Annotated in this window: 8 protein-coding genes; all 8 read right to left on the reverse strand. The window is 68.8% G+C overall.

From position 1 onward, the window contains the following. Positions 1 to 30: 30 nt before the first annotated feature. The gene (locus tag ACU5AP_RS01425) at positions 31 to 1,152 is read right to left on the reverse strand and encodes a P1 family peptidase (protein ID WP_128720392.1); all 1,122 of its coding nucleotides are present in this window, start codon (positions 1,150 to 1,152) and stop codon (positions 31 to 33) included. After that, positions 1,149 to 2,765, reverse strand: a complete 1,617-nt coding sequence (locus tag ACU5AP_RS01430) for an ABC transporter ATP-binding protein (RefSeq protein WP_128720391.1) — start codon at positions 2,763 to 2,765, stop codon at positions 1,149 to 1,151. The genes ACU5AP_RS01425 and ACU5AP_RS01430 overlap by 4 nt, the downstream gene beginning before the upstream one ends. 2 nt (positions 2,766 to 2,767) lie before the next feature. Continuing rightward, on the reverse strand, positions 2,768 to 3,625 hold the full coding sequence (locus tag ACU5AP_RS01435; protein WP_128720389.1) for an ABC transporter permease: 858 nt from the start codon (positions 3,623 to 3,625) through the stop codon (positions 2,768 to 2,770). Continuing rightward, positions 3,622 to 6,156, reverse strand: coding sequence for an ABC transporter substrate-binding protein (locus ACU5AP_RS01440; RefSeq protein WP_128720387.1), 2,535 nt, complete (start codon positions 6,154 to 6,156; stop codon positions 3,622 to 3,624). The genes ACU5AP_RS01435 and ACU5AP_RS01440 overlap by 4 nt, the downstream gene beginning before the upstream one ends. Positions 6,157 to 6,329: 173 nt before the next feature. Continuing rightward, positions 6,330 to 7,175, reverse strand: a complete 846-nt coding sequence (locus ACU5AP_RS01445) for an acid phosphatase (protein ID WP_223850838.1) — start codon at positions 7,173 to 7,175, stop codon at positions 6,330 to 6,332. A 23-nt stretch (positions 7,176 to 7,198) separates the two neighbouring features. Beyond that, a complete protein-coding gene (locus ACU5AP_RS01450; protein WP_223850839.1) occupies positions 7,199 to 8,779 on the reverse strand; it encodes an alkaline phosphatase D family protein in 1,581 nt (526 codons plus the stop codon). Between the two features lie 66 nt (positions 8,780 to 8,845). Beyond that, positions 8,846 to 11,062 (reverse strand): TonB-dependent receptor, encoded by a 2,217-nt coding sequence (locus tag ACU5AP_RS01455; protein ID WP_446680702.1) that lies wholly within the window; start codon positions 11,060 to 11,062, stop codon positions 8,846 to 8,848. A gap of 27 nt (positions 11,063 to 11,089) precedes the next feature. Continuing rightward, the gene (locus ACU5AP_RS01460) at positions 11,090 to 12,421 is read right to left on the reverse strand and encodes an aminotransferase class III-fold pyridoxal phosphate-dependent enzyme (protein ID WP_446680703.1); all 1,332 of its coding nucleotides are present in this window, start codon (positions 12,419 to 12,421) and stop codon (positions 11,090 to 11,092) included. Positions 12,422 to 12,449: the final 28 nt, after the last annotated feature.

Genomic DNA, 12,449 nt, shown 5'->3' on the forward strand with positions numbered 1-12,449 from the left:
TTCTCCCCCGGTGGGGAGAAGGACGTGGGGTTACAGCTCCCGCCAGGTCTTGCCGGTCATGCCCTCATAGTTGGTCGCGTGATAGACGCCGCGCGCCACGGCGCGGGCCAGGACGTCGGCGGCGACGTTGCCGAGCTGGGCGACCACGACCTGACGCAGGGCCGGGTCAGCGATGACCTTCTTGCCCGTGGACAGGCTGAACAGGGTGTCGCCGTCGAACGGCGCGTGGGCGGGGCGGATGGCGCGCGCCATGCCGTCCTGGGCCATGATGGCCACGCGCTGAAGCTCGACCCGCGTCAGGGCCACGTCGGTGGCGATGCAGGCGATGGTGGTGTTCTCGCGCGGCTGGGGCCGGAACTTGGACGGCCCCCAGTCCTCGGCCGAGGCGTGCAGGCCCGATGATCCCAGACCGCCGAACTCGTCGCCGATCTCATAGGGGGCGGCCCAGAAGCTCTTGCCGCCCGGCGCGACGACCGAGCCGACGCTGTTGACCGCCACGATGGCGCCGACCGTCCAGCCCGCCGCCATGACCGCCGAGGCCGAGCCGATGCCGCCCTTCAGCGCGCCCGCCTCGGCGCCATAGCCCGCGCCTGCGGTGCCGAGGTCGAAGCGGTCGCTCGCGGCCTCCAGCGCCTGAACCGACAGGCGGCGATAGGGGGGCTCCATCTCCCACGCCTTGTTCCCGCCATTGGCCAGGTCGTAGAGACAGGCGGTCGGGATGATGGGCGAGGGCGGCACGCCCGGCGCCCCGCCCATGCCGTAGCCGCGCCCGCGCATGCCCATCCAGGCGGCGACGCTGTCGGCCGAGCCGAGACCATAGACCGACCCGCCCGACAGGATGATGGCGTCCACCTCCTGCACCAGGTTTTCGGGGCGCAGCACGTCGGTCTCGCGCCCGGCGGGGCCGCCGCCACGCACGTCCACGGCGGCCACAGCGGGCTTTTCGGCCAGGATGACGGTGACGCCGGTGCGGACGCTCGCGTCATGGGCCTGACCGACCTTGAGGCCCTCGACGTCGGTGATCAGGTTCAGCGGGCCGGTGCGGCCCGAGGCGCGGGCGGCGCTCTGGGCGGCGGGCTTGGCGCTGGCGGCGCCTGCTGCGGAGGCTGCGGCGCCGATCAGGGCTGAGCCGAGGACGGTTCTGCGGTTCATCCGGCGGTTTCCTTTTCCAGAGCTTGATTGCGGACCAGATCCGGCGTCGCCGCCAGAAGTTTCTGCGTATAGGGGTGCGAAGGCGCAGCGAAGACGGCGGTCGTCTCGCCCTGTTCGACGATCTTTCCGGCCTGCATGACCAGCAGGCGATCCGTCACCGTGCGCACGACGCTGAGGTCATGAGTGACGAAGAGGTAGGACAGGCCGAGCCGGTCCGACAGGTCGGCCAGCAGGTCCAGCACCTGCGCCCGCACGGACACGTCCAGGGCCGACACCGCCTCGTCCAGACAGATGACCGAGGGCTCGGTGATCAGGGCGCGGGCGATGGCGATGCGCTGGCGCTGGCCGCCCGAGAACTCGTGCGGATAGCGGTCGGCGGCGTTGCTTGCCAGGCCGACGCGCTCCAGCATTTCATCGACGCGGCGGCGGGCCTCGGCGGGGGTGGGTTTGGCGTCCAGCAGATGGAAGTTTTCGGCGACCAGATCGCTGACCTTCCAGCGCGAATCGAAGCTGCCGTAGGGATCCTGGAACACGACCTGAATGTCGCAGCGGATGGACTTCAGCGCGGAGCCGCGCGCGGCGGTGATGTCGCGGCCCTTGACCCGGACACGGCCCGCCTGCGGCGTCTCCAGCGCGAGGATGGCGCGCAGCAGGGTGGACTTGCCGCAGCCGCTTTCGCCTACGAGGCCGACGCTCTCGCCGGGCTGGATCGACAAGCTGACCTGATCGACGGCGCGGAAGGTCTTCGATTTGCCGAACAGCGCGGGGGCGCCGCCGTATTCGCGCACCAGACCCTCGACCTGAAGCACAGGGGCGGCGTCGGCCTGCGGGCGGCTGCGGCGCGTCGGGGCGTGGGTGGCGTTGGCCAGAAGGCGACGGGAATAGGTATGCGCCATGCCGGTGCGGATGCACGAGACGGGGGCTTCCTCGACCAGTTCGCCGTCCTTCATCACCGCCACGCGGTCGGCGGTCTCGGCCACGACGGCGAGGTCGTGGGTGATGAGGATCAGGCCCATGCCGTCCTCGCGCACCAGCCGTTTCAGCAGGTCCAGCACCTGGGCCTGCGTCGTCACGTCCAGCGCCGTCGTCGCCTCATCCGCGATCAGCAGTTTCGGCGTCAATGCGATGGCGATGGCGATGGCGACGCGCTGTCTCTGGCCGCCCGATAGCTCGTGCGGATAGCGGGTCAGGGGGAAGCGCTCTGCGGGCAGGCCGACGCGGTCGAGCACGGCGCGGGCGACGGCGAGGGCTTCCTTGCGCGAGGATTTCTTGTGCAGGCGCACCGTCTCGGCGACCTGATCGCCGATGGTCATGACGGGGTTCAGGGCCGTCATCGGCTCCTGAAAGATGATGCCCACGTCTCGGCCGCGCACCTGCTGCATCACGGCGTCGGGGGCGTTCGAGACGACCTGACCGTTCAGACGGATCTCGCCCGTCATCGTCGCGCGCGGCGGCGTCAGACCCAGCACGGCCAGCGAGGTCATGGACTTGCCCGAGCCGCTCTCGCCGACAAGGCCGAGGATTTCGCCGGGGGCGACGGACAGGCTGACGTTCTTCAGGATCGGCGTCTGGCCGATCGACAGGCTGAGGTCGCGGATGTCGAGGACGGTCATGGTCAACGCTCCCGCCGCACACGCGGGTCGAACAGGTCGCGCAGGCCGTCGCCGGTCAGGCTGAGGCCCAGCACGGTCACGAAGATGGCCAGCCCCGGCATGATCGCCAGCCACGGCGCGAAGCCGATCATGGTCTGGGCCTCGGCCAGCATCCGGCCCCAGCTGGGCGCGGGCGGCTGGGCGCCCAGACCGACATAGGACAGGCCCGCCTCGGCGACGATGCCGACGGCGAACTGGATCGCGGCCTGGACGACCAGCAGGCTCATCAGATTGGGCAGGATGTGCTGGATCGAGATCAGGGCCTTGGACTTGCCCGCCGTGCGGGCGGCCAGAACGTATTCGCGGGTCCACAGCCCCTGCGCCGCGCCGCGCGCGACGCGGGTGAAGACGGGGATGTTGAAGACGCCGATGGCGATGACGGCGTTGATCGCGCCCGGTCCCATGACGGCGGTGATCATCACGGCCAGCAGCAGGGCGGGGAAGGCGAAGACCAAGTCGTTGCCGCGCATGACCAGTTCGTCGATCCACCCGCCGCGCGCCGCCGCCGTCAGGCCCAGCGGCGTGCCGATTGCGACGCCGATGCCGACGGCGACGAAGGCGACGATGAGGGAGTTCTGCGCGCCCGCCATGATCATCGACAGCACGTCGCGGCCGAAGTGGTCGGTGCCCATCCAGTGGGCGGTCGAGGGGGCGGTCAGCTTGGCGGCGATGTTGACCGCCTCGACGTCATAGGGCGTCCAGACGAGGGCGAGGAGGGCGGTCGCGAGCACGACGGCGGTCAGCGTGGCGCCGACGATCAGCGACAGCGGCCAGCGCATGCGGGGCTTGGCGGGGGCGATAATGGCGGGGGCGTCGGTCATGCGCGGCGACCCCTCAGGCGCGGATCAGCGAACAGGTAGGCGAGGTCGATCAGGAAGCTGACCAGAACCACGGCGAAGACGAGCACCACGACCACGCTCTGCACCACGATCAGGTCGCGCTGGGTGATGGCCTGGAAGACCAGCCGGCCGAGGCCGGGCAGGGAGAAGACGTTTTCGATGATGATGCCGCCCGCCAGCAGGAAGGGGAACTGCAGTCCCAGAATAGTCAGGACGGGGATCCAGGCGTTGCGCAGGGCGTGCCGCCACAGGGCTTGGTTGACCGACAGACCCTTGGCGCGGGCGGTGCGGACATAGTCCTCGTTCATGGTGTCGAGCAGGGCGGTCCTCAGCACGCGGGCGAGGATGGCGGCCTGAGGTGCGGCCAGCGCCACGGCGGGCAGGATCAGGGCCTTGAAGGCGGGCCAAAAACCGGCGCTCCAGCCGGGGAAGCCGCCCGCCGAGAACCAGCCCAGGTTCACCGAGAACAGCAGGATCAGCAGCATGGCGATCCAGAAATTGGGCAGGGCGACGCCGACCTGCGTGACGCCGATCAGGCCGGTGTCGACGGCGGTGCCTCGGCGGCTGGCGGCGGTGACGCCGATGGGCAGGGCGACCAGCAGCGACAGGACGGTGGCCATCAGGGCCAGTGGCGCGGACACGGCCAGACGTTCCGCGATCAGCCCGCCGACCGGCACCTGATAGGTGTAGCTGGTGCCGAACTTGCCGGTCAGCAGGTCGCCGAGCCAGGCGAAATAACGCTCAAGGCCGGAGCCTTCGAGGCCCATCTGCTGACGCAGGGCGGCGATGGATTCCGGGCTGGCGTTCAGCCCCATCATATAGCTGGCCGGATCGCCGGGCACGACCTGCAGCAGCAGGAAGATGACGACGGTGGCCGCCAGCAGGGTCAGGGCGTGGCCGCCCAGTTTCTTCAGCAGCCAGGCCGCGCCGAAGCGCCAGGCGACGAAGGCCAGCAGGGCCGCGCCCGCGATCACGCTGATCCAGCCCCAGGGCAGGGCGCCGCCGGTACGCTCGGCGTTGGAGGTCGTAGCCGCGCCCGCGCCGGTCCAGTAGGCGCCGGTGACGTCGTTGGCGGCGATGGGGCCGTTGATCCACAGGCCGTTCACGTCCGCCTTCCACACGCCGATGCGCGAGGACTGGAACAGGAAGCCGTTGACCGCGTCGTCTGCGATGCGGCGTTGCAGGTCGCCCAGCAGGCGGTTGCGCGTCGGCTCGTCCGGGGCGGCGTTGACCTGCGCCAGCAGGGCGTCGAAGGCCGGGCTGTCGTAGCCGAAGTAGTAGTCCTTGCGGCCGTAGATGTCATAGTCCATCGGCTCGACGTGCTCGACGATGGTCAGGTCGAACTGGCGGCGTTTGAACACCTGGTCCAGCCACTGGGCCCATTCGAGGTTCTCGATCTTGGCGCGGATGCCCGCCTGGGCCAGTTGCGAGATCAGCACCTCGCCGCTGCGTCGGGCGTAGGGTCGCGGCGGCAGGCGAAGCGTCACGTCGATGCCGTTGGGATAGCCCGCCTCGGCCAACAGGGCGCGCGCCTTGGCGGGATCGTGGGGATAGAGGCCGGTCAGGTCGACATAGCCCGGCGCCTGACGCGAATAATGGCTGCCGATGGGCTGGCCGAAGCCGAACATGGCCCCTTGAATCAGGGCGTCGCGGTCGATGGCGTAGGAAAGGGCGCGGCGCACCCGCACGTCGTTGAACGGCGCCTTGGTGTTGTTGATGCCCAGGATGACCTTGCCTTCGGACGCGCCGACGACGACGCGGAAGCGCGGGTCGCGTTGGAACTGGGCGACATTCTCGGGCGCGGGATAGTTGGGGAAGGCGTCCACGTCGCCAGCGCTGACGGCGGCGAAGGCGGCGGTCGGGTCGCTGATGAAGCGGAAGACGACGGTGTTCAGGCGCGGCGTCGGGCCCCAGTAACCGTCGCGGCGGATCAGGGTCAGCTGGCTGCCGCGCTGCCAGCTCTGCAGCTTGAACGGGCCGGTGCCGACCGGCGTGACGGCGTTGGTCGCGGCGCTCTTGGGCGAGACCATGACCGCGTCGCCCCAGGCCAGGACATAGGGCAGGGTGGCCATCGGCCGCGACAGGCGGATGCGGATGGTCGCCGGGTCGACGACCTCGACGCTCTGGATCGGCGCGAACAGGGCCTTCTGGGCGTTGGTCGAGCCTTCTGCCTTGATGCGGTCCAGGGAGAATTTGGCGACCGAGGCGTCGAACGGCGAGCCGTCCGAGAAGGTGACGCCGCGTCTCAGGTGGAAGGTCCAGGTCAGGCCGTCGGGGGCGGCCTCCCACGACTCGGCCAGCGACGGGGCGACGGCGCCGTTCTGGGTCAGCCGAGTCAGGCCTTCGAAGACGTTGGCGTAGACGACTTCATCCACCGCCGCCGCCGCGCCCGAGGTCGGGTCGAGGTTCGGCGGCTCCAGCGGCAGGCCGAGGATCAGCCGGTCACGCGGCGCCTGCGCCTGAACCTGCGGCGCGGTCAGGCCCCAGACGAGGCACAGGGCCAGCGACAGCATAAGCGTGATCAGGCCGGGCCGAAGCCCGCCGTTCCGGCCGCGCCGTCGGGATGCTGTCGCGACGCGTGTCGCCCCTGTCTTCGTCACCGTCCCTCGGTCTCCCCCTTGCGACGTGGCCGATCTTCGTCAGCCTACGTCATGGATTTGCTTTCACGCCATGGATTAAGCGCGCCTCACCACGGCTGGCGCGCCAGCGAGGCGGGGCAGGCGGCCGTAGCCTCGGTCGCGGCGGCGCGGGCGGCGTCGAACTCTTCCTTGGCCTTGGTGAAATCGGCCTGGAACGCCGGATCGGCCTTCAGCCGGGTGACGATGGTCGCGCCGACGATGCGGCCCGCCTCGACGTCGCTGGGATAGTGGACGCCGCACACTGCGCGGCTTTCGCCATAGGCCAGTCCGCGTCGCAGGATGGCGTCGGCGCGGTCGGGCGCCAGTTCGGCCAGCACCAGCGACCAGGCCCAACCCAGCGCCGAGTGGCCCGACGGATAGGAGCCGCTGGCCGCCAGCCAGGTCTCGGGCGCGATGCAGGTCGGCAGGGGCTCGACCACGAAGGGGCGTTTGCGGAAATAGCCCTTCTTGGCCGGGGTCTGGATCATCTCCAGATCGCCCAGCATCTTGCCCATCAACAGCGTCAGGGTCGGCATCTGTTCCGGCTCGAACTTGAAGCCGAGGGCGCAGTCGAAGGCGCGCGGGGCGCCGGGCGTCTCGATCTCATTGTCGGCGCGGGCGATGGCCCAGCGTTCGGAGCCTTCCAGCGACCGCATGGCGCGATAGGCGGCGATGTCGGCCTGTTCGCGCAGCGAGCCTTCTTCGGGCGGAGGCGGCAGGAAGTTGGCGGCGTTGGGCGTGTTCTCGGCGGTCAGATAGCCGTGCGGATGATCGCGGAAGCCTTCCCAGAAGGTCACGGGCGCAGTCGCCGCCGTCTGCGTCGACACCGCCCCGGCGCAGCCGCTCAACGCTCCGCCGAGCGCGAGAGCCAGGCTCATCGCGATGAGGGAAGAAGAGCGGCGCGAGGTGGTCATGGGAAAACTCCGGGTAGAAGGGATCATGCGGCGACGGCGCCGGGGCGGCCCGTTTCAACGGTCCAGGATTTCAGGGTCGACAGGCTGGCCTTCGGATCGCGCACGTCGCTGATGACCTGATAGCGCGTATCCATGCGGTCGGGGCGCACGTCGATCGACATATAGCCGCGCGGGCGACTGTCGAAGAATTTCACCTGCGGATTATTGGGCATGACGGCCATCAGCCCGTCGTAGCTGGGGCCGGTCGAGGTGATGGAGGTGCCGACGAACTCGGTCGCCACGGTGACCGACGACGGGTCGCGGCTGTCCAGCTTCACGTCGTTGGTCCAGAAGGAGTGGTAGTCGCCGCTGAGGACCACGGGGTTGGACGGCTTCAGTTCCGACAGGGCCGAGGTCAGACGGTCGCGGGCGGCGGGGAAGCCGTCCCAGGTGTCGGTCCAGTAGCGGTTTTCATCGGCCGGGCTGCGCGCCAGGCGCAGGCCCGCCATGACCAGATTCTGGCCCAGGATGTTCCAGCGCGCCTCGGCGCGGGCCAGGCCGTCGTAGAGCCAGCGCTCCTGCTCGAAGCCGAGGAAGGTGCGCGACGGGTCCAGCCGGTCGGTGCAGGTCGCATCGGTGACGATCTGGCCCTTGCCGCCGTTGGCGCCGTCGCTGCACGGCTGTTTCGAGCGGTACTGGCGGCCGTCCAGCATGAAGAACTCGGCCAGCTGGCCATAGCGGACGCGGCGATAGATCGGCATCTGGAGGCTGGCGCTCAAGCGCGTGCGACGGATCGGCATGGCCTCATAGAAGGCCTGATAGGCGGCGGCGCGGCGTTGCAGGAAGTCATTGGGCGCAACGCCCGAAATCTTGGACCAGACGCCGGAATAGTCGTCCTGAACCTCATGGTCGTCCCAGACGGCGATGCAGGGGGCGACGGCGTGCAGGCGCTGCAGGTTGGCGTCGGTGCGGTGCAGGGCGTAGCGGTTGCGATAGCCCGCCAGCGATGTCGCTTCTTCGAGGTTGTAGGGGCGCACCACATGGTCGGCGCGGTCCGGCCCCAGGCTGTATTCATAGATGTAGTCGCCCAGGAACAGGGTCAGGTCCGGCTGTTCGTCGGCCATGTGGCCGTAGGCGCTGAAATAGCCGCGCTCCCAGTGCGAGCAGGAGGCGACGGCGAGGCGCAGCCGGTCGGCGCTGGCGTTCGGGGCGGGCGTGGTCAGGGCGCGGCCGGTCGGGCTCTGCTGGCCCTGGGCGGTGAAGCGATACCAGTAGGGGCGGTGGGGGGCGAGGCCCGCGACCTCGACGTGCAGGCTGTGGGCGGCGTCGCGGGCGGCGGTCGCGTTGCCGGCGGCGACGATGCGGCGGAACTGGTCGTCGGCGGCCACTTCCCAGCGCACGGGAATGGCGGCGTCGAGGCCGCCCAGACCGTCGGCGGTCAGAGGATCGGCCGCCAGTCGGGTCCAGATGACGAAGCCGTCCGGCGCGGGATCGCCGCTGGCGACGCCCAGCGGAAACAGATAGGCGCCGCCCGCCTGGGCGCGACCGAAACTCAGCACGGCGGGCGCGACGACCAGACCCGTCAGCAGGGTGCGGCGATCAAGGCGGGAAGCGGAGTAAGCCATCATACCATCAGGAAAAGGCGCAAGGCGGACCGGCCGGAACCGGCCCGCCTCACTCGGGAGGAAGCCTTAGAAGTCCATCGACAGGCGCACGCCGTAGGTGCGGCCCTGGCTGGGCGAGGTGGTCGGGCGCGCCGAGCCGTTGAAGCCGTTGCGGGTCTCTTCGTAGTAGGTGTTGAACATGTTCCGCACCCACAGGCCCGCGCGCCAGTTGGCGCCGGCCGGGCTGACGCTGAAGTTGGCGTTCCACAGCCAGTAGGCGTCGATGATCGATGAGGAGCTGACGGAATACAGCTCGTCCCGATAGTTGTAGTTGGTCTCGACGCGCAGCTCCCACCCGGCCGCTTCCCAGTCATAGGCGACCGAGCCGCCGTAGTTCATCTTGGGGAAGGACAGGCGTTCGCCGGAGCGGTCGTTGGTGATGATGACGTCCCAGGGACCGTCCTTGGGATTGGCGGCGTCGGTCTTGGCGCCGTCGATGGCGAAGTACTCGTCATACTCGCCGGTCTTGTAGCCGATGTTCTGGCTGATGGTCAGGCCGTCGACCGGCACCCAGGTCAGCTCGATCTCGCCGCCCCAGATGTGCGACTTGGGCACATTGGTGATCTTGCCCAGGCGGCCGGTGATCCGGTCGTATTCCAGCCCCTGAACCTGCTGGTCCTTGTAATCATAGTAGAACAGGGCGCCGTTCAGACGCAGGCGGCGGTCGAACAGGTCCGACTTGATCCCGGTCTCATAGGCGATGACGATTTCCGGCTTGAACGGGGTCGCCGAGGTGGCGTTGTAGGTGGTGAAGCCGCCCGATTTCACCCCGCGCGCCACGCTGGCGTAGAAGAGGGCGTCGTCCGTCAGCTTGTATTCCAGACCCAGGCGGCCGGAGACCTCGTTCAGATCGGTGTCGTAGCTGGTGGTCGGCGGCGGCGGATTCGGCGCGACCGAGGTGCCGCCGCTGTCGAGGGTCCGCTCTTCCGTCTCCCAACGCAGGCCGGCGATCAAGTTCAGGCGCTCGTTCACCTGATAGGAGTTGTGGGTGAAGACGCCGAAGGCTGACACTGACTGGCCATAGGCGGTGTTGATCAGGTTCGGCTGCCCCCGGAAGTTGGTGTAGAAGCCGCCGTCGATGCTTTCGTCAGCATAGTGGGCGCCGATCATCCAGCTGAGGGGCCCGTCGCCGTTGGAGCTCAGGCGCAGCTCCTGAGCGAAGACGTCGATGTCGTTGTAGAAGAAGACGTTCGACTCGTTGAAGCGGGTGCTGTCCCAGTCGTTGAACTCGCTGCGCGAAAAGGTCTGGTAGGCGGTGATCGAGGTCAGGTCGGCCCAGCCCAGGTCAGCCTTGATGCGGGCGCTGACGTCGAAGCCGTCGTTGTCGCGGAACGGCTTGGCGTTCAGGCCGACCCCGGCCACGGCCGCCATTTCCGGCGATATGCCCCAGCCCGTGATCCTCCAGGCCGTGTCCTTGGGATAGGTCACGGCGCCGCCCGAAACCGTGTACGGCCCCAGCAGGCGGAAGCCGCGGCCGTCCGACTTGTCGATCGAATAGGTGGCGGCCAGGTCGACGGTGACGGCCTCGCTGGCGTCCCAGGTCAGGCGGCCGCGGATGGCGCTCTTGTCGAGGTCGCCCAGCTTTTCGCCGGTGTCGCGGTGGTATTGCCAGGCGCCGCCCTGTTCGGTGACGGCGGCCAGGCGGCCTAGCAGGTTGGGCGCGATCTGACCCGAGACATAGCCCTCGACCTTGAAGCGATCGAACGTGCCGTATTCGGCGTTGAAGCCGGCGCGGAAGTCGGCCGTGGGCGCATTGGTGATGATGTTGACGGCGCCGCCGGTGGTGTTGCGGCCGTAGAGGGTGCCTTGCGGGCCGCGCAGGACTTCCATGCGCGCCACGTCGAACAGGGCGCCCTGGGTCGTCACCGTATAGGGATGGGCCACTTCATCGACATAGATGCCGACCGTCGAGGCGTTGTTCGAGGAGTATTCGCGCGCGCCGATGCCGCGGATGCGGAACTGGGGCTGGCCGCCGCCGAACTGGCTGTCGACCTCCATGTTGGGGACGGCGTTCTCCAGGTCGTTGACGACCGATATGCCCTTCTCGTCCAGTTGTTCGCCGCCGATGACGCTGAGCGAGACGCCCACGTCCTGGCTGGCCTGCTCGCGGCGCTGGGCGGTGACGATGATCTCGTCGACGCGCGTGGCCTGATCCCCCGATCGGGCGTCGCTCTGAGCGTTCGCGTTGGAGAAGGCGGCCAGGGTCAGCAGGCTGACCGACGACGCCAGTAGGTGTTTTCTCATTCTATTCCCCCTCCTCGACACCCCTGATCAGGGTGTTTTTTCTATGATCCCTGACAGGCGGCCGATCAGTTCGTCGATCTGTTCCCGGCTGATAATCAGCGGGGGCGACAGGGCGATGACATCCGCCGTCACCCGGATCAGCAGCCCTTCGTCGAACGCCTGGTGGAAGACCTCGGTCGCGCGGGCGCCGGGCGCGCCGGGGCGCGGCTCCAGTTCGATTCCGGCAACCAGACCCAGATCGCGGATGTCGATGACGTGGCGCAGCCCCCTCAGACTGTGCACGGCGTCCTGCCAGTAGGGCGTCAGTTCAATCGCGCGCTGGAACAAGCCTTCGCTCTCATAGACGTCGAGCGTCGCCAGACCGGCCGCCGCCGCCAGCGGGTGGCCGGAATAGGTGTAGCCGTGGAAGAATTCGATGCCCGGCCCGGCCGCGCGCTCGACCACCGCCTGATAGACGGCGCTGCTGACGCCCACGGCGCCCATCGGCACGGCGCCGTTGGTCAGCCCCTTGGCGCAGGTCATCAGGTCGGGCGTGACGCCCAGCGCCTCGGCCGCCGTCAGGGCGCCCAGGCGGCCGAAGCCGGTGATGACCTCGTCGAAGATCAGCAGGATGCCGTGCTGCGCGGTGATCTCGCGCAGGCGCTCCAGATAGCCGAGCGGCGGCACGATCACCCCGGCCGAGCCGGACATGGGCTCGACGATGACGGCGGCGATGGTCTCGGCGCCGTGGGTCTCGATCAGGGCCTCCAGCTCATCGGCCAGATGCAGGCCCCAGGCGGGCTGGCCGCGCGTGAAGGCGGCCTCGTCTAGGTTCAGCGTGTGCGACAGGTGGTCGACGCCGGGCAGGGTGGGGAAGCCGCGCTTGTTGTTCTCCAGCCCGCCGACGGAAATGCCGCCGAAGCCGACGCCGTGATAGCCCTTCTGGCGGCCGATCAGGCGGGTGCGGTTCTCGAACCCCCTGGCCGATTGATAGGCGAGGGCGATCTTCAGGGCGGTGTCGACCGCCTCTGACCCCGAACCGGCGAAGAAGACGTGGTTCAGGTCGCCGGGCAGCAGCATGCCCAGACGCGAGGCCAACTCGAACGCCAGCGGATGGCCCAGTTGGAAGGTCGGGGCGTAGTCCAGAATCTCGGCCTGACGCTGGATGGCCTCTACGATCGGCCGGCGGGCGTGACCGGCGTTGACGCACCACAGGCCGGCGGTGCCGTCCAGCACCGCCCGGCCGTCCGGCGTGAAGTAGTGCATGTCCCTGGCCGAGGCGAACAGGCGAGGCTGCGCCTTGAAGGCGCGGTTCGCCGTGAACGGCATCCAGAATGGATCAAGGTCGTTGGCGGCCTTGCCGGCGCTTGCAGCGGTCATGCGGTCATCCTCTGTCTTTCGCCAGTAG

The sequence above is a fragment of the Brevundimonas sp. RM1 genome, from assembly GCF_052907225.1.

Bases quoted from the DNA above. Each gene is read 5' to 3' on its own strand.
- ACU5AP_RS01425 (WP_128720392.1), bottom strand. From the start codon at position 1,152: ATGAACCGCAGAACCGTCCTCGGCTCAGCCCTGATCGGCGCCGCAGCC.
- ACU5AP_RS01430 (WP_128720391.1), bottom strand. From the start codon at position 2,765: ATGACCGTCCTCGACATCCGCGACCTCAGCCTGTCGATCGGCCAGACG.
- ACU5AP_RS01435 (WP_128720389.1), bottom strand. From the start codon at position 3,625: ATGACCGACGCCCCCGCCATTATCGCCCCCGCCAAGCCCCGCATGCGC.
- ACU5AP_RS01440 (WP_128720387.1), bottom strand. From the start codon at position 6,156: ATGCTGTCGCTGGCCCTGTGCCTCGTCTGGGGCCTGACCGCGCCGCAG.
- ACU5AP_RS01445 (WP_223850838.1), bottom strand. From the start codon at position 7,175: ATGACCACCTCGCGCCGCTCTTCTTCCCTCATCGCGATGAGCCTGGCT.
- ACU5AP_RS01450 (WP_223850839.1), bottom strand. From the start codon at position 8,779: ATGGCTTACTCCGCTTCCCGCCTTGATCGCCGCACCCTGCTGACGGGT.
- ACU5AP_RS01455 (WP_446680702.1), bottom strand. From the start codon at position 11,062: ATGAGAAAACACCTACTGGCGTCGTCGGTCAGCCTGCTGACCCTGGCC.
- ACU5AP_RS01460 (WP_446680703.1), bottom strand. From the start codon at position 12,421: ATGACCGCTGCAAGCGCCGGCAAGGCCGCCAACGACCTTGATCCATTC.